The sequence below is a fragment of the Erwinia aeris genome, assembly GCF_041224955.1.
GTDB classification, from domain to species: domain Bacteria; phylum Pseudomonadota; class Gammaproteobacteria; order Enterobacterales; family Enterobacteriaceae; genus Erwinia; species Erwinia aeris.
In genome coordinates, this window is record NZ_JBGFFX010000022.1 from 13,722 (window position 1) to 28,950 (window position 15,229).

At 57.3% G+C, this 15,229-nt stretch carries 17 protein-coding genes and 1 riboswitch; of the genes, 7 read left to right on the top strand and 10 right to left on the bottom strand.

Annotation, left to right across the window (positions count from 1 at the left end):
• The first annotated feature begins 266 nt into the window (after nt 1–266).
• The gene (locus tag AB6T85_RS23250) at nt 267–1,295 is read left to right on the top strand and encodes a glycosyltransferase family 32 protein (RefSeq protein WP_253456279.1); all 1,029 of its coding nucleotides are present in this window, start codon (nt 267–269) and stop codon (nt 1,293–1,295) included.
• 56 nt (nt 1,296–1,351) lie between these two features.
• On the opposite strand, the gene thiH is transcribed toward AB6T85_RS23250, so the two are convergent.
• The 7 genes from thiH to rsd form a co-directional block, all read right to left on the bottom strand.
• Complete coding sequence (gene thiH, locus AB6T85_RS23255) at nt 1,352–2,473, bottom strand: 2-iminoacetate synthase ThiH (protein ID WP_369896984.1); 1,122 nt, start codon at nt 2,471–2,473, stop codon at nt 1,352–1,354.
• Nucleotides 2,470–3,246, bottom strand: coding sequence for a thiazole synthase (locus AB6T85_RS23260; protein ID WP_369896986.1), 777 nt, complete (start codon nt 3,244–3,246; stop codon nt 2,470–2,472). The genes thiH and AB6T85_RS23260 overlap by 4 nt, the downstream gene beginning before the upstream one ends.
• Nucleotide 3,247: 1 nt before the next feature.
• Nucleotides 3,248–3,448 (bottom strand): sulfur carrier protein ThiS, encoded by a 201-nt coding sequence (thiS, locus tag AB6T85_RS23265; protein WP_369896988.1) that lies wholly within the window; start codon nt 3,446–3,448, stop codon nt 3,248–3,250.
• On the bottom strand, nt 3,432–4,193 hold the full coding sequence (locus AB6T85_RS23270) for a HesA/MoeB/ThiF family protein (RefSeq protein WP_253461160.1): 762 nt from the start codon (nt 4,191–4,193) through the stop codon (nt 3,432–3,434). Before AB6T85_RS23270 ends, thiS begins: the two co-directional genes overlap by 17 nt.
• Nucleotides 4,186–4,830, bottom strand: coding sequence for a thiamine phosphate synthase (thiE, locus tag AB6T85_RS23275; protein ID WP_301253452.1), 645 nt, complete (start codon nt 4,828–4,830; stop codon nt 4,186–4,188). The genes AB6T85_RS23270 and thiE overlap by 8 nt, the downstream gene beginning before the upstream one ends.
• A complete protein-coding gene (gene thiC, locus AB6T85_RS23280; RefSeq protein WP_253456266.1) occupies nt 4,830–6,761 on the bottom strand; it encodes a phosphomethylpyrimidine synthase ThiC in 1,932 nt (643 codons plus the stop codon). The genes thiE and thiC overlap by 1 nt, the downstream gene beginning before the upstream one ends.
• Before the next feature lie 75 nt (nt 6,762–6,836).
• A riboswitch (TPP riboswitch) is annotated at nt 6,837–6,937 on the bottom strand.
• Between the two features lie 89 nt (nt 6,938–7,026).
• Nucleotides 7,027–7,530 carry a sigma D regulator gene (gene rsd / locus AB6T85_RS23285; RefSeq protein WP_369896991.1) on the bottom strand — a complete coding sequence of 168 codons (504 nt, stop codon included), beginning with the start codon at nt 7,528–7,530 and terminating at the stop codon, nt 7,027–7,029.
• A gap of 73 nt (nt 7,531–7,603) precedes the next feature.
• Here rsd and nudC point away from each other — a divergent pair, with 73 nt between their 5' ends.
• The 6 genes from nudC (at nt 7,604) to AB6T85_RS23315 (ending at nt 12,006) form a co-directional block, all read left to right on the top strand.
• Nucleotides 7,604–8,377, top strand: a complete 774-nt coding sequence (gene nudC, locus AB6T85_RS23290) for an NAD(+) diphosphatase (protein WP_253456262.1) — start codon at nt 7,604–7,606, stop codon at nt 8,375–8,377.
• A 39-nt stretch (nt 8,378–8,416) separates the two neighbouring features.
• Nucleotides 8,417–9,484 (top strand): uroporphyrinogen decarboxylase, encoded by a 1,068-nt coding sequence (gene hemE, locus AB6T85_RS23295; RefSeq protein WP_125290957.1) that lies wholly within the window; start codon nt 8,417–8,419, stop codon nt 9,482–9,484.
• Nucleotides 9,485–9,486: 2 nt separating this feature from the next.
• Nucleotides 9,487–10,155 (top strand): deoxyribonuclease V, encoded by a 669-nt coding sequence (gene nfi, locus AB6T85_RS23300; RefSeq protein ID WP_125290958.1) that lies wholly within the window; start codon nt 9,487–9,489, stop codon nt 10,153–10,155.
• A gap of 65 nt (nt 10,156–10,220) precedes the next feature.
• The gene (locus AB6T85_RS23305) at nt 10,221–10,811 is read left to right on the top strand and encodes a YjaG family protein (RefSeq protein WP_253456260.1); all 591 of its coding nucleotides are present in this window, start codon (nt 10,221–10,223) and stop codon (nt 10,809–10,811) included.
• 188 nt (nt 10,812–10,999) lie between these two features.
• On the top strand, nt 11,000–11,272 hold the full coding sequence (gene hupA / locus AB6T85_RS23310; protein WP_017803060.1) for a nucleoid-associated protein HU-alpha: 273 nt from the start codon (nt 11,000–11,002) through the stop codon (nt 11,270–11,272).
• An 80-nt stretch (nt 11,273–11,352) separates the two neighbouring features.
• The gene (locus tag AB6T85_RS23315) at nt 11,353–12,006 is read left to right on the top strand and encodes a DUF1481 domain-containing protein (protein WP_369896994.1); all 654 of its coding nucleotides are present in this window, start codon (nt 11,353–11,355) and stop codon (nt 12,004–12,006) included.
• A gap of 51 nt (nt 12,007–12,057) precedes the next feature.
• On the opposite strand, the gene purD is transcribed toward AB6T85_RS23315, so the two are convergent.
• From purD to AB6T85_RS23330, 3 genes are all read right to left on the bottom strand, one after another.
• Nucleotides 12,058–13,338, bottom strand: coding sequence for a phosphoribosylamine--glycine ligase (purD, locus tag AB6T85_RS23320; RefSeq protein ID WP_253456258.1), 1,281 nt, complete (start codon nt 13,336–13,338; stop codon nt 12,058–12,060).
• 13 nt (nt 13,339–13,351) lie between these two features.
• Nucleotides 13,352–14,941, bottom strand: a complete 1,590-nt coding sequence (gene purH, locus AB6T85_RS23325; protein ID WP_369896996.1) for a bifunctional phosphoribosylaminoimidazolecarboxamide formyltransferase/IMP cyclohydrolase — start codon at nt 14,939–14,941, stop codon at nt 13,352–13,354.
• Nucleotides 14,942–15,010: 69 nt separating this feature from the next.
• A partial coding sequence (locus tag AB6T85_RS23330) for a hypothetical protein (protein WP_369896998.1) occupies nt 15,011–15,229 on the bottom strand: 219 nt, incomplete at its 5' end.

The following is a 15,229-nucleotide window of genomic DNA, read 5'->3' on the forward strand; positions in this document are numbered from 1 at the left end:
TTCATTTTTACGTTAAAAAATAAAAAGTAAGCGAAAACTAATTTTTTATTTATAAGATTTTTCACAGGTGGCTATTTTAAATCTTCATTGATTTATATTTTTGCTTCTCATTTCTTCCCTGAGCTTTCTCTTAAATCTATTAATGGCAATGTCTTAATATTGAGATGTTTATCTCACCTTGCTAAATTAATACAAATTCCCGCTGCCGGATACGCCGCGCTTTCCATTTGTCGCTCAGCACTGTCAGCCAGCTGCTGTGAGGTATTATGAATAAAAATAAGATAAAGGCCATGGTGCGCCCGGCGCTGAAAAATGCGGTTTCGCTACGCCTGCGTATAGAAAAAGCCTTATTAAAAAGGAAAAAATTAGCGGAATACAATCCTGCTCTGGAACAGGATATGGATATCGTTATTCATAACAGAACGCCCGGCGAAATTCCTGAACGGGTCTGGATGTTCTGGGCCGGCTCGACGCTGCCAAAGGAAATCCAGAGCTTTGTTGATAAGGTTGCGCGAGAGAACCCGGACTGGTCAGTAACGGTAGTGAATGACAGTAATCTGTCGCACTATCTGCCGGAGCTGGTCTTTACGCGGCAGGACATGCTGGTTGCCCACAGAAGCGACGTTATTCGCCTGGAGCTGCTGTATAAATATGGCGGCGTTTGGATGGATGCAAGCGTAATACTAAACCGCACGCTGGATGAATTTCTGGCGGTCAACGGCAACAGCCGTTATGACATGGTCGCCTTTTATCGCGATGTCTCCACTGTCGATCGGCGCTATCCGGTGATTGAAACCTGGTTTATGGCCGCCCCGAAAAAGAACCCGTTTATTGCAAGCTGGCTGCGCTATTTCCGCCCGATTATTACGCTGGGCGCGGCAGACATGTTTAAGCAGCTTCAACAGCTGCCCAATTATCAGGAACTGGTACAGAAAATTACCGATCCGCAATACCTTATTCTGAATATTACGCAGCAGCAGGCGCTGCGTGAATATAATGAGTACAACCTTTATTTAAGAAAGTGCGAGGCCAACGCGCTTTATTATCAGCGTCTGGTAAGCTGGGACGCCGTACAGCTTAGCCGGATGCTGATGATCGATCGCCTGCCGGATGTTCTGCCGCCTATCGTTAAGCTGACCGGGCTGGATCGGAAATACCTAAGCACTAATTTACGCTATGGCGCGGTAAATAAAGACAGCCTGTTGGGACAGGTGCTGTTTGCGGATGCGCCGGACAGAATGCCGGACATGCCGGATATGCCGATGCCCGGTATATCCGGCAGCGCAGGCGCTTAGGCTCCTCTGAACCAGGCAGGAGACGCAGGTCTTCTCGGTCCCGGTAGCGCAGGCGCTCAGGCTCTTCCCAGCCAGCTGTCCCAGTCTTTCCAGACCGGCTGCATGCCGGCACGGATCAGCGCTTCGGCTACCTGCCGCGGATGGCGATTATCGTGCGGCGAGAACTGTTCCAGCTCGCTTTGCGTCTCGGCGTAGCCGCCAGGCTGCGTTTTTGAGAAAGCGCTGATCGTATTGATCGCCAGCGGCACCACCTTGTCACGGAACTGCGGCGATTCGCGCGTTGACAGCGACTGCTCCACTTCCGGCGCAAACAGACGAAACGCGCAGATAACCTGTACCAGCTGGGCCTCATCCATGACTGAAGCAGGCTGAATGCCGCCAGCGCAGGGGCGCAAGCGAGGGAAAGCCACTGAATAGCGGCTTTGCCAGTACGTTTTCTGTAGCCACAGCAGATGTTCCGCCATCATATAACAGTCGGCGCGCCAGCTGTCAGAAAGGCCGATCAGCGCGCCCAGCCCGATCTTATCGATCCCCGCGCGTCCCAGCCTGTCCGGCGTTTCCAGCCGAAAGAAAAAGTCCTGCTTGTTGCCTTTCAGATGGTGCTGACCATACACCGTTGGATGATAGGTTTCCTGATAGACCAGCACGCCATCCAGCCCCAGCGTTTTCAGTTCCGTATACTCCTGCTGGCCCAGCGGCTGCACTTCCATCATCAGCGAGCTGAAATGCGCGCGGATGGCGGGAAGATGACGGCGAAAATAATCCATCCCAACTTTCGCCTGATGCTCACCGGTGACCAGCAGCAGCTGATCGAAGCCCATCGCCCGGATCGCCAGGCACTCGCGCTCGATCTCCTGCGCATCCAGCGTTTTACGCTTGATCCGGTTGCTCATAGAGAAGCCGCAATAGGTGCAGTCGTTGGCGCACAGGTTGGAGAGATAAAGCGGAACGAAGAGGTTTACGGCATGGCCGAAGCGCTGGCGCGTCAACAATTGCGCCTTACGGGCCATCGGTTCCAGCCAGGCCTGCGCGGCAGGCGAAAGCAGCGCCATCAGCTCCTCGCGGCCAACGACAGACGCATTCAGCGCCCGCTTCACGTCAGCCGAAGTTTTGCTGTTGATGCGCAGGTGGATATCGTCCCAGTCCAGCTGCTCCCACTGTGAGACGAAGCTTTTCATGGCGTCACTCCGCTTTGCAAAAAGCTGGTCAGCGGGCTGGTGGCGACGGCCTGCTGCTGCTGACTGCCCAGGCCGCTTTGCCGCGCCAGTTCGCCCGCTTCTACAGCGAGGCGGAAAGCGCGCGCCATCTGCACAGGATCGCGAGCAGAGGCCATGGCGGTATTCACCAGCACCGCATCGGCGCCCATTTCCAGCGCTTCGCTGGCGTGGCTGGGCGCGCCAATGCCTGCGTCAATCACCACCGGGACGCTGGCCTGCTCGATAATAATCGTCAGCAAATCCCGGGTTTTCAGCCCCTGATTGCTGCCAATCGGCGCGCCAAGCGGCATCACGGCGGCACAGCCCGCTTCTTCAAGCCTTCTGCACAGCACCGGATCGGCATGGCAGTAGGGCAGCACGGTGAAGCCTTCCCGCACCAGGGTTTCCGCTGCCTTCAGCGTTTCGACGGCATCGGGCAGCAGATAACGCACGTCGGGATGGATTTCCAGCTTCACCCAGCTCGTGCCCAGCGCTTCCCGCGCCAGGCGCGCGGCAAAAATGGCTTCTTCGGCGGTTTTCGCGCCGGAAGTATTGGGAAGAAGCTGCACGCCCAGCTGACGTAAAGGCGCCAGAATGCCGTCGTCGTCGCCGCGTAAATCCACGCGTTTCATCGCCATTGTCACCAGCTGCGTGCCGGATTCCCGAAGTGCATTGAGCATCACGGCAGGGTTGGAGAACTTACCTGTGCCGGTAAACAGCCGGGAAGAAAAGGTTTTATCAGCAATCTGTAGCATATTAACCTCCGGCGATAGCCTGGAAAATCACCAGGCTGTCGCCTTCCTGTAAAAGATGAGTGTCCCAGCGATCCCGCGGCACAATCTGCTGATTGACAGCCAGCGCGGTGCCAGAATGGCTATGGGCAAGCTGCGCCAGCAGCGCGGTCAGCGTCAGCGGCGCGACAAAAACGTGCGGCTCATCATTAATGATGATGTTCACGATGGCCTCCACATACCGGGCAGCCGGGGCTGCGCTCAAGGTCAAGCGTGCGCCAGGCCTGCGTTTTGCCGTCAAACAGCCGCAGCTTGCCGTCCAGCGCCGACGGCTGGCCGGCCAGCATCTTCAACGCTTCCAGCGCCTGCAGCGTGCCCATCACGCCGACCACCGGGCCGAGAACGCCTGCGGTGCGGCAGTTGCGCTGCGGCTCCGCTTTATCGGGCCACAGGCAGCAGTAGCAGCCACGCCGGAAAGGCGGGGTGATCGCCAGCAGCTGGCCGCCGAAACCGACCGCGCTGGCGCTGATCAGCGGCGTGCTGGCTGCGACGCAGGCGGCATTCACGGCGTGACGCGTCTGCATATTGTCGCTGCAGTCCAGCACCAGATCGACCCGCTGCGCCGTTTCCTGCAGCGTGGCGGCATCCATACGCTGCTCAAGCGCTATAAACTCGACCTGAGGATTCAGCGCCTGCAAACGATCCTTCGCCAGCGTGGCCTTTGGCTGGCCGATATCGCTGCTGCGGTAGAGGATTTGACGCTGCAAATTGCTGATATGCACCCTGTCGTCATCGGCCAGCAGCAGCTTGCCCACGCCGGCTGCGGCAAGATACGTCGCAGCCGGCGAGCCTAAGCCGCCCAGGCCGACAATCAGCACGCTGGCCGCCAGCAGCTTTTCCTGCGCCTGCGGGCCAAACTCCTCCAGCAGCAGCTGGCGGCTGTAACGCATAAAATCGCCGTCGCTAAGCATCAAGCGGCCCTCCGCTTCCTGCCAGCGCCAGCAGCTGCGCGGTGGCGGCCTGCCAGTCTGCCGCCTGGGTAATGGCACTGACCACGGCGATACTGCCGACGCCGGTTGCCAGCACGTCTGGCGCCCGCGCCAGCGAGATACCGCCGATAGCCACGGTTGAGACGTTCTGCAGGCGCCCGACATGCCGCTTCAGCTCCTGAAGCCCCTGAGGTGAAGAGGGCATAGCTTTAGTTTGCGTAGGAAAGACGTGTCCCAGCGCGATGTAGGATGGGCGCTCGGCCAGCGCGCGATCCAGTTCCGCGTCATCATGCGTGGATAACCCCAGCCGCAGCCCGGCGCGGTGGATCGCATCCAGATCGGCAATAGCCAGATCTTCCTGGCCCAGGTGTACGCCATAGGCGCCATGCTGAATCGCCAGCCGCCAGTAATCGTTGATAAACAGACGGGCCTGATAGCGTTTACCCAACTCGATGGCCGCGGCGATATCCTGTTCCACCGCCGCTTCCGGCAGATCTTTAATGCGCAGCTGGATAGTGCGCACGCCAGCCGCCAGCAAACGCTCGATCCAGATGACGCTGTCCACCACCGGATAAAGCCCCAGCCTGGCTGCCGTCAGGGGAAAAGCGCTACGGCTCATTATTTTTCCTCCTGCGTTAAGGCATCCATGGCATGGTAAAGCTCGCCGCCACGACGGCGGAACGTCTCTGACATCTCCGCCATCCCGATCGCTATCGGCTCTGCTTCCGCCTCCTGTTTTGCTGCGTATTCGCGGACTTCCTGGGTGATTTTCATCGAGCAGAATTTCGGGCCGCACATGGAGCAGAAGTGGGCAACCTTACCGGACTCCTGCGGCAGCGTTTCATCGTGGAAAGCGCGTGCGGTATGCGGATCCAGCGCCAGGTTGAACTGATCTTCCCAGCGGAATTCAAAACGCGCTTTCGACATGGCGTTGTCACGGATCTGCGCGCCGGGATGGCCTTTGGCAAGATCCGCCGCGTGGGCCGCGATCTTGTAGGTAATCAAACCTTGTTTGACATCTTCTTTATTCGGCAGGCCCAGATGTTCTTTCGGCGTAACGTAGCAGAGCATGGCGCAGCCGAACCAGCCAATCATCGCCGCGCCGATGCCGGAGGTAAAATGGTCGTAGCCAGGCGCGATATCGGTAGTCAGCGGGCCAAGCGTATAGAAAGGCGCCTCGTGGCAGTGTTCGAGCTGCTCGGTCATATTGCGTCTGATCATTTGCATCGGCACGTGTCCCGGCCCTTCAATCATCACCTGCACGTCATATTCCCAGGCGATTTTCGTCAGCTCGCCCAGCGTGCGCAGCTCGGCAAACTGCGCCTCGTCGTTGGCATCCTGTATTGAGCCAGGACGCAGGCCGTCACCCAGCGACAGCGAGACGTCGTAAGCGGCGCAGATCTCGCAAATGTCACTGAAGCGTTCGTAGAGAAAGCTTTCACGATGATGCGACAGGCACCACTTCGCCATAATGGAGCCGCCGCGCGAAACGATGCCGGTCAGGCGTTTCGCCGTCATCGGCACATAGCGCAGCAGCACGCCGGCATGGATGGTGAAGTAATCCACGCCCTGTTCAGCCTGCTCCAGCAGCGTGTCGCGGAATATTTCCCAGTTGAGGTCTTCCGCCACGCCGTTGACTTTTTCCAGCGCCTGATAGATCGGCACCGTACCAATCGGCAGCGGGCTGTTGCGCAGGATCCACTCGCGGGTTTCATGGATATTTCGCCCGGTGGAGAGGTCCATCACCGTATCCGCTCCCCAGCGTGCCGACCAGACCAGCTTTTCGACCTCTTCTTCAATCGAAGAACTGACCGCAGAGTTGCCGATATTGGCGTTGATCTTCACCAGGAAATTGCGGCCGATAATCATCGGCTCCGATTCAGGATGGTTGATATTGGCCGGGATAATCGCGCGTCCGGCAGCCACTTCCTGACGAACAAACTCGGCGGTGATATTTTCCGGCAGCCGCGCGCCAAAATCCTGTCCCGGATGCTGCTGCAACAGCACCTCGCTGCGAACGCGCTCGCGGCCCATGTTTTCGCGCAGCGCGATAAATTCCATTTCCGGCGTGATAATGCCCTGGCGCGCGTAGTGCAGCTGCGTGACGCGGCGACCAGCCTGTGCGCGGCGCGGCCGCGGCAGATTCTCAAAGCGCAGATGATCAAGCCCTTCGTCCGCCAGACGCTGCTGCGTATAAACGGAGCTTAATTGCTCAATCGGTTGCGTATCGGCGCGCTCTGCAATCCAGCTTTCCCGCAGCCTGGCGATACCGGCACGCACGTCAATAGCGGCGTCGGGATCGCCATAAGGGCCGGCGGTATCGTAAACCGGCACCGGTTCGTTTTCTTCAAACTGTGGATTGTCTTTGCCGCCGCCGGTCAGGGTGGGCGAGAGCTGAATTTCACGCATGGGAACGCGCAGATCGGCTCGCGAACCGGTCAGATAAATGCGTCTGGAATTGGGGAAAGCGGTGCCCTGTAAAGCAGCGATAAACTGCTGCGCTTCAGCACGCTGTTCGCGGCGGTTGGATTTCTTAACCTGGGTAGACATAGCAAGTTCCTGACTTAAGGGAAATTTGCTTGTCCGGAGTTCGGAGGAGTAAGCGCAGAGCCGATGGCCCTGACCTGGATCTTTACTCTTGTTCCCTTCGCAGGTTCTAACCTGATCAGGTTCCGCGGATCCCGAATTAACGGTCTCAGCCCCGAGGGGCACTCCGACAAGAAGAAGTCTGGCTTTCGCCAGAGGCAATCATGCGATTGCCTTTTCAGCATAAAGGGGCGTTATGGAAAGCTCAAGGGATTAAACAGTTAACTTTTCAGGCAGGACGAGCCATCGCAGAGTCATTAGCGGCGGACTTATCCGCATACTTCTCCAGCGCCAGCTGAATAAATTTATCTTCCAGGGTGAAGCGGGCTTCCAGCGCTTCGCCGACGATCGACAGCGCCTGCTGGAACTCCAGATAGTTATCGTGATCGATGGCGTTTTCCAGATGGGCGTCGTAAATCGCCATAATCTGTTCGGTATTCGCCTGTAGCGAAGGATAAATCAGCGCCGCTTTGGCCAGCTGGTCGGTGCCTTCCATTTCCTGAATAAACCGTTCGTACGCCGTGAAGTGGCCGGTTGAGAGATAATCAACCAGGCTTTGACAGAAGTTATCCAGCGCCTCTTCGTCGAGCGTAGTCAGCGATTCTTTGTTAGGCTTCATGCCAACCATTTGATAATAAGCAACTAGCAGCTGCTTGCGGGAGTTAAGGCAAAAGTCTACCAGTTCGCTGCATCCGCCTACGCGTGAGGCTAAAACTTCCAGCTGGTCAAGCATGAGTAACTCCAAAAGTGTTATTTTAACTGTCTATCCCAATCCGGTAAGTGCGTGAAGTGAGGATGAGCAATTTATGGAACTTGAGATTTCAAGCGTAGACGCTGGCTGGTGGATTGTCAGCCATGAACAGAAACTTTGGCTGCCAAAAGGTCAATTACCGTACGGAAACGCACAAGATTTAGGCCTGGCCGGCTCGAAAGGCGCGCTGATTGGCGAATGGCAGGGCGAACCTGTACGGCTGATTAGCGAAAATCGTCCGGAAGGGATGGCGTCGCTGCGGCAGCTGCTCGATCAGGATCCCGCCCTGTTTCAGCTGGCGGGACGCGGCATCCAGCTGGCCGAATTTTATCGCTCGCATCAGTGGTGCGGCTACTGTGGACACGCGATGCATCGCAGCAAAACGGAATGGGCCTGCCTGTGTGGCCACTGCCGCCAGCGCTATTATCCGCAAATTGCGCCCTGCATCATCGTGGCCATTCGTCGCGGCGATGAAATCCTGCTGGCTCAGCATACCCGACACCGCAACGGCATCTACACGGTGCTGGCGGGTTTTGTGGAGGTAGGCGAAACGCTGGAGCAAACCGTAGCGCGCGAGGTGATGGAGGAGAGCGGCATCAAGGTGAAAAACCTGCGCTATGTTTCCTCGCAGCCCTGGCCTTTCCCGCAGTCATTGATGATGGCGTTTATGGCCGACTACGACAGCGGCGAGATCAACATTGATCCCAAAGAGCTGCTGGATGCCAACTGGTATCGCTACGACGCCTTGCCACAGCTGCCGCCGGCGGGAACGGTGGCCCGTCGGCTGATAGAAGACACCGTCGCGCTCTGCCGCGCCGCTGCGGAATAACTGATATACTGTGCGTCTGAATGAAAAAGAGTCCTGAAGATGAGTGAACTGAAGAACGATCGTTATTTGCGTGCTCTGCTGCGTCAGCCGGTAGACGTTACGCCCGTATGGATGATGCGTCAGGCCGGACGGTATTTGCCGGAGTACAAGGCGACGCGCGCCCAGGCCGGCGACTTTATGTCGCTGTGTAAAAATGCTGAGCTGGCCTGTGAAGTCACGCTGCAACCGCTGCGTCGCTACGCGCTGGATGCGGCGATCCTCTTCTCTGATATCCTGACCATCCCTGATGCGATGGGGCTGGGACTCTATTTTGAAGCTGGCGAAGGCCCGCGCTTCTCCTCGCCTGTGACCTGCCGTGCGGACGTCGAAAAACTGCCCGTGTTCGATCCCGAACAGGAGCTGGGCTACGTGATGAATGCGGTGCGCACCATTCGTAAAAATTTACAGGGCGCGGTGCCGCTGATCGGTTTTTCCGGCAGTCCGTGGACGCTGGCGACCTACATGGTGGAAGGTGGCAGCAGTAAGGCCTTCACTAAACTGAAAAAAATGATGTATGCCGAGCCGGAAACCCTGCATCTGATGCTGGATAAGCTGGCCGACAGCGTTACGCTCTATCTGAACGCACAGATCCGCGCGGGCGCGCAGTCGGTGATGATTTTCGACACCTGGGGCGGCGTGCTGACCGGGCGCGACTATTTGCAGTTCTCCCTGCACTACATGCATAAAATCGTCGATGGCCTGCAGCGTGAAAACGACGGTCGCCGCGTGCCCGTGACGCTGTTTACCAAGGGCGGCGGCCAGTGGCTGGAAGCGATGGCGGAAACCGGCTGCGACGCGCTTGGTCTGGACTGGACCACCGATATTGGCGAGGCGCGTCGACGCGTTGGCCATAAAGTGGCGCTGCAGGGCAACATGGATCCTTCTATGCTTTATGCCACGCCTGCCCGTATTGAGCAGGAAGTGGCGGGCATTCTTCAGGGCTTCGGCAACGGCACGGGCCACGTGTTCAACCTGGGTCACGGCATTCATCAGGATGTTCCGCCGGAACACGCGGGTGCTTTTGTGGAGGCCGTCCACAAACTGTCAGGACAGTATCACCAGGATTAACTATGGATATACAGGCATTAAAGCAGGAACAGACGACGCGTGCGGCGGAAGTGGTACGCGCTGATGATTTTGACGTAATGCCACCGCGCTATATCGCCGGGGCGGACGTGGGGTTTGAGCAGGGCGGCGAGGTCACGCGCGCCGCGCTGGTGCTGTTGGAGTATCCGTCGCTGAAGCTTATTGAGCATCGCGTCGCGCGGATAGCCACCACCATGCCTTATATCCCCGGCTTTCTCTCGTTTCGCGAATATCCCGCTCTGCTGGCCGCCTGGGAGCAGCTGGAGCAAAAACCCGATCTGCTGTTTGTCGACGGTCAGGGCATCGCGCATCCGCGCCGTCTTGGCGTCGCCAGCCACTTTGGCCTGCTGGTGGATGTGCCGACTATTGGCGTGGCGAAACGCCGGCTATGCGGCAAGTTCGAGCCGTTAGGCGACGAGCCGGGCTCCCGACAGCCGCTGATCGACAAAGGCGAACAGATTGGCTGGGTGCTGCGCAGCAAAAAACGCTGCAATCCGCTGTTTATTTCGCCAGGCCACCGCGTCAGTAACGATACGGCGCTGCACTGGGTGGAGACCTGCCTGCAGGGCTACCGTTTGCCGGAACCGACGCGCTGGGCCGATGCCGTGGCGTCCAACCGGCCCGCTTTCGCCCGTCTCGGCATCCCGCTATAACGGTGTGAGGCGCCGGCTTTTCGGTTACACTGCAGCCCGCGCACTTTTGTTTAAGAGATCCCAACATGTTACGTAATCCGATTCACCTGCGGCTGGAAAAACTGGAAAGCTGGCAGCACGTTACTTTTATGGCCTGCCTGTGCGAGCGCATGTATCCCAATTACTGGGCTTTTTGCCGCCAGACCGAGTTTGGCGACGGCCAGCTTTATCGTCGTATTCTCGATTTGGTCTGGGAAACGCTGCTGGTGAAAGATGCCAAAGTGAATTTTGACTCGCAGCTGGAAAAGCTGGAAGAAGCCATTCCGGCGGCGGAGGATTACGATCTGTACGGCGTTTATCCAGCCATCGACGCCTGCGTCGCGCTGAGCGAACTGCTGCATTCCCGTTTGAGCGGTGAAACCCTGGCGCACGCTATTGCCGTCAGCGAAGCTTCAATCACCTCTGTAGCGATGCTGGAAATGACCCAGGCCGAACGTGAAATGACCGAGGAAGAGCTAAAAGCCAATCCTGCCGTTGAAGAGGAATGGGACATCCAGTGGGAGATTTTTCGCCTGCTCAGCGCCTGTGAGGAAAGGGATCCAGAACTGATAAAAGGACTGCGTTCTGACCTGCGGGAATCAGGGATTAGCAATATCGGTATAAATTTTCAGCAGTAAGGCGATAAAACGTGACTTCAGGCCTGATTTGTAGCGCCTTAAGGCTTCACATTCGCCCCCAGTCTGGTCTACATTTGTGGGGCTGAAAAAAGTGGCTATCGGTGCGTGTATGCAGGAGAGTGCCAGAAACTGGTTTTTCCCTCGCACTCGATGCTTAGCAAGCGATAAATACACTGTAAGGATAACTTATGAACAAGACTCAACTGATTGATGTAATTGCGGACAAAGCGGACCTGTCTAAGACCCAGGCTAAAGCTGCACTGGAATCCACTCTGGCTGCGATTACTGAGTCTCTGAAAGAAGGTGATGCTGTACAACTGGTTGGTTTTGGTACTTTTAAAGTTAACCACCGTGCTGAGCGTACTGGCCGCAACCCGCAGACCGGCAACGAAATCAAAATTGCAGCTGCAAACGTACCGGCATTCGTTTCTGGTAAAGCTCTGAAAGACGCTGTTAAATAATCGACAGTGAAAAGTTTTAAACAGGGGGGCGTTAAGCCCCTTTTGTTAAGGCTTTTTAGCTGTTTCTGCCAGGACAGCTTGTGACGCTTTTCTCTCGTTCCCTTTTGCCGTTCCTGCTGCTGTTAGCAGGCTGTAGTTCACGGCAGATGCCTGATTTTACCGCCAGCGGCTATCTTGCCGATCGCGGCGCCGTGCGTATCTGGCGCAAAACGCCTTCCCCACAGTCAACCCATCTGCAAACGGTCTATACCCCTTTTACCGAGCCGGTAACGGAAACCACGGACTACCAGTGGCAAGAGGGCAAACTGATTTCTGTTGAACGCAAAATCGTGGGCGCAAATCCTGAAAGCGTGACGCTACGCTTTGACCAATCCGGTCGCCTGAGCTTTATGCAGCGCCAGCTGGCGAATCGACGGGAAGCGCTGACGGCTGATGCTATCGCGCTCTACCAGTTTGATGCCGGACGTATGCTGACTATCAGCGACGATTTGCTACGCGGACGCGTAAGGCTATTACAGGGAGAGTGGATGCCTTCGGGCGCGGTCAGGTTATGCGGAGGCGGTAAGGCTTCGCCTGGCTTCGACAGCAACGCAGTGCGTTATATCACCCAGCATCAGCAGGGATCGGGCGAACCGCTCAGCATTGCCTGGCTGGAAGCGCCGGGCGGCACGCAGCTGCTGCTGGCGACGCCGGAAGACCTTTGTCAGCAACAGCCGCAGGCCGACAGCTTTTAATCGGCTGCCAGCTTGAGAGAGAAGGGGACAGTGCTGCCCCCTGAATCACTCTTATTTACGCCCGATAGCGCGGTAGCCGATATCCGTGCGGCAGAAGCTGCCATGCCAGGAGATGTGCTTAGCCAGTTCGTAGGCATGTTTTTGCGCCGCCGCAACATCTTCGCCCAGCGCGGTCACGCATAATACGCGTCCGCCGTTTGTCACCACCAAATCGTCCTGCATTTTGGTTCCGGCGTGGAAAACCTTGCCGTCCGGCGTCGCTTCCAGCGGCAAGCCGTGGATCTGGTCGCCAGTGGCGTAATCGCCAGGATAGCCGCCCGCCGCCAGCACCACGCCCAGCGAAGGACGCGGATCCCAGACGGAGTCTTTGCTATCCAGCTTGCCGTCAACGGCGGCAAGGCAAAGATCGACCAGGTCGGACTGCAGGCGCAGCATGATCGGCTGGGTTTCCGGGTCGCCAAAGCGGCAGTTAAATTCAATGACTTTCGGCTGGCCGCTGTTATCGATCATCAGGCCGGCATAAAGGAAGCCGGTATAGACGTTGCCTTCGGCCGCCATGCCGCGGACGGTCGGCCAGATAACCTCGTCCATAACGCGCTGGTGGATTTCATCGGTCACGACCGGGGCCGGCGAATAGGCACCCATGCCGCCGGTATTAGGGCCGGTATCGCCATCGCCCACGCGTTTATGATCCTGACTGGTCGCCATCGGTAGCACGTTCTCGCCGTCAACCATCACGATAAAGCTGGCTTCCTCGCCGTCCAGAAACTCCTCCACCACGATACGGTGCCCGGCATCGCCAAAGGCGTTTCCGGCCAGCATGTCTTTAATGGCGGCTTCCGCTTCTTCCAGCGTCATTGCGACAATCACGCCTTTGCCCGCCGCCAGGCCGTCTGCCTTGATCACAATCGGCGCGCCCTTACTGCGCGTATAGGCCAGCGCGGCCTCGACGTCGGTGAAGTTCTGGTATTCCGCCGTCGGGATTTTATGGCGGGCCAGGAAATCCTTGGTGAACGCTTTAGAACCTTCCAGCTGCGCGGCAGCCTGGGTCGGGCCAAAGATCTTCAGCCCGGCCGCGCGAAAAGCATCGACTATGCCAATGACCAGCGGCGCTTCCGGCCCAACGATAGTCAGATCGATGTGCTCACGCTGTGCAAAATCCAGCAGTGCAGGGATATCGGTCGCGCCGATAGCGACGTTTTGCAACGCCGGCTCCAGCGCGGTGCCGGCATTGCCCGGCGCGACAAAAACGGTTTCCGCCAGCGGCGACTGCGAAGCTTTCCACGCCAGCGCGTGCTCACGGCCGCCATTGCCAATCACTAAAATTTTCATTGTCGGTTCCTTATTAATGGCGGAAGTGGCGCATATTGGTGAAAATCATGGCAATGCCGTGTTCATCAGCGGCGGCAATTACTTCTTCATCGCGAATCGATCCGCCAGGCTGGATAACGCAGCTCACGCCCGCCGTCGCCGCCGCATCAATACCGTCACGGAACGGGAAGAAGGCGTCAGAGGCCAGCGCGCAGCCTTCCACGACCAGACCTTCATCTTTTGCTTTGATACCGGCAATTTTGGCGGAGTAAACGCGGCTCATCTGGCCTGCGCCAATCCCGACGGTCATATTGTCGCGCGCATAAACAATGGCGTTGGATTTTACAAACTTGGCGACTTTCCAGCAGAACAGCGCATCGCGTAGCTCCTGCTCTGTTGGCTGACGTTTGGTCACGACGCGCAGCTGGCTTGCTTCCACCATGCCCAGATCGCGATCCTGTACCAGCAAACCGCCGTTCACGCGCTTGAAGTCCAGCCCGGCCTGACGCTGCTGCCACTGGCCGCAAATCAGCACGCGCACGTTCTGCTTAGCCGACGTCACCTTCAGCGCGGCTTCGCTGGCGGAGGGCGCAATAATCACTTCAACGAACTGGCGGCTGATAATTGCCTGAGCGGTCGCTTCGTCCAGCTCACGGTTAAAGGCGATAATGCCGCCGAAGGCAGAGGTAGGATCGGTTTTGTAAGCCAGCTCGTAAGCGCCCAAAGCCGAATCGCTAACCGCCACGCCGCAAGGGTTAGCGTGTTTGACAATCACGCAGGCCGGTTCGCTGAACTCTTTTACGCATTCCAGCGCCGCATCGGTATCGGCAATGTTGTTATAAGAAAGCGCTTTGCCCTGAACCTGCTGCGCCGTGGCGACCGAAGCCTCAGTCACATTCTCTTCTATATAGAAGGCGGCATCCTGATGGCTGTTTTCGCCGTAGCGCATATCCTGCTTCTTAATGAAGTTCAAATTCAGCGTACGCGGGAAGCGTCCGGCAGGCTCGCGGGTTTCGCCATGATAGGCCGGAACCAGGCTGCCGAAGTAGTTGGCGATCATGCTGTCGTAAGCAGCGGTATGCTCGAAAGCTTTAATAGCCAGATCGAAGCGGGTAGCCAGCTGTAGTGAGTTATCGTTGGCGTCCATCTCGGCAATCACCGCGTCGTAGTCGCTGCTCTTTACAACGATAGCTACGTCTTTATGGTTCTTGGCCGCGGAGCGCACCATCGTCGGGCCGCCGATATCGATATTCTCTACCGCATCTTCCAGCGAGCAGCCTTCGCGCGCCACCGTCTGTGCAAAGGGATAAAGGTTAACGACCACCATGTCGATAGGGGCGATGCTGTGCGCCTGCATGATGGCATCGTCCTGGCCGCGACGTCCCAGAATGCCGCCGTGAACTTTCGGATGCAGGGTTTTGACGCGTCCATCCATCATTTCCGGGAAACCGGTATAGTCAGACACTTCGGTAACGGGCAGGCCGGCCTCGGCCAACAGACGAGCAGTGCCGCCCGTGGAGAGCAGCTCCACACCACGCGCGGAAAGCGCCTGTGCAAATTCGAGGATACCGGCTTTGTCGGACACGCTGAGCAGAGCGCGGCGTACAGGACGAGGTTGTTGCATGAGGTTTTATCCCTTGGCTTTGGTTCGCATAGATAAGAGCGTTACATCAATCTTAGCTTTTCCCCTCCTTTATAAAGAAAGAAGCAGCGAAGATTCAGGTAACGCCCCCAAATGGGGGCCGGGATTTTTCCGGGGCATTGTAGCGAAAACGTTTGCGTGATGCTCGTCTAAATTTGTTCTTACCGCCGGATGTGGATAACTTTGTGGGTAAATGCGTATAAATAGCCCTTTTGCTGTGGAATGCAGCGAACGCGCTATTTTTCTAAAATTAGGGGTTGTCAGCCGCCA

What these genes read in the sequence shown, in the direction of transcription:
- AB6T85_RS23250 (WP_253456279.1), top strand. Translation starts at nt 267, where the DNA reads ATGAATAAAAATAAGATAAAGGCCATGGTGCGCCCGGCGCTGAAAAAT.
- rsd (WP_369896991.1), bottom strand. Translation starts at nt 7,530, where the DNA reads ATGCTTGACCAGCTGGAAGTTTTAGCCTCACGCGTAGGCGGATGCAGC.
- AB6T85_RS23305 (WP_253456260.1), top strand. Translation starts at nt 10,221, where the DNA reads ATGTTACGTAATCCGATTCACCTGCGGCTGGAAAAACTGGAAAGCTGG.
- thiC (WP_253456266.1), bottom strand. Translation starts at nt 6,761, where the DNA reads ATGTCTACCCAGGTTAAGAAATCCAACCGCCGCGAACAGCGTGCTGAA.
- thiH (WP_369896984.1), bottom strand. Translation starts at nt 2,473, where the DNA reads ATGAAAAGCTTCGTCTCACAGTGGGAGCAGCTGGACTGGGACGATATC.
- hemE (WP_125290957.1), top strand. Translation starts at nt 8,417, where the DNA reads ATGAGTGAACTGAAGAACGATCGTTATTTGCGTGCTCTGCTGCGTCAG.
- nfi (WP_125290958.1), top strand. Translation starts at nt 9,487, where the DNA reads ATGGATATACAGGCATTAAAGCAGGAACAGACGACGCGTGCGGCGGAA.
- thiE (WP_301253452.1), bottom strand. Translation starts at nt 4,830, where the DNA reads ATGAGCCGTAGCGCTTTTCCCCTGACGGCAGCCAGGCTGGGGCTTTAT.
- nudC (WP_253456262.1), top strand. Translation starts at nt 7,604, where the DNA reads ATGGAACTTGAGATTTCAAGCGTAGACGCTGGCTGGTGGATTGTCAGC.
- AB6T85_RS23260 (WP_369896986.1), bottom strand. Translation starts at nt 3,246, where the DNA reads ATGCTACAGATTGCTGATAAAACCTTTTCTTCCCGGCTGTTTACCGGC.
- hupA (WP_017803060.1), top strand. Translation starts at nt 11,000, where the DNA reads ATGAACAAGACTCAACTGATTGATGTAATTGCGGACAAAGCGGACCTG.
- purD (WP_253456258.1), bottom strand. Translation starts at nt 13,338, where the DNA reads ATGAAAATTTTAGTGATTGGCAATGGCGGCCGTGAGCACGCGCTGGCG.
- AB6T85_RS23270 (WP_253461160.1), bottom strand. Translation starts at nt 4,193, where the DNA reads ATGCTTAGCGACGGCGATTTTATGCGTTACAGCCGCCAGCTGCTGCTG.
- purH (WP_369896996.1), bottom strand. Translation starts at nt 14,941, where the DNA reads ATGCAACAACCTCGTCCTGTACGCCGCGCTCTGCTCAGCGTGTCCGAC.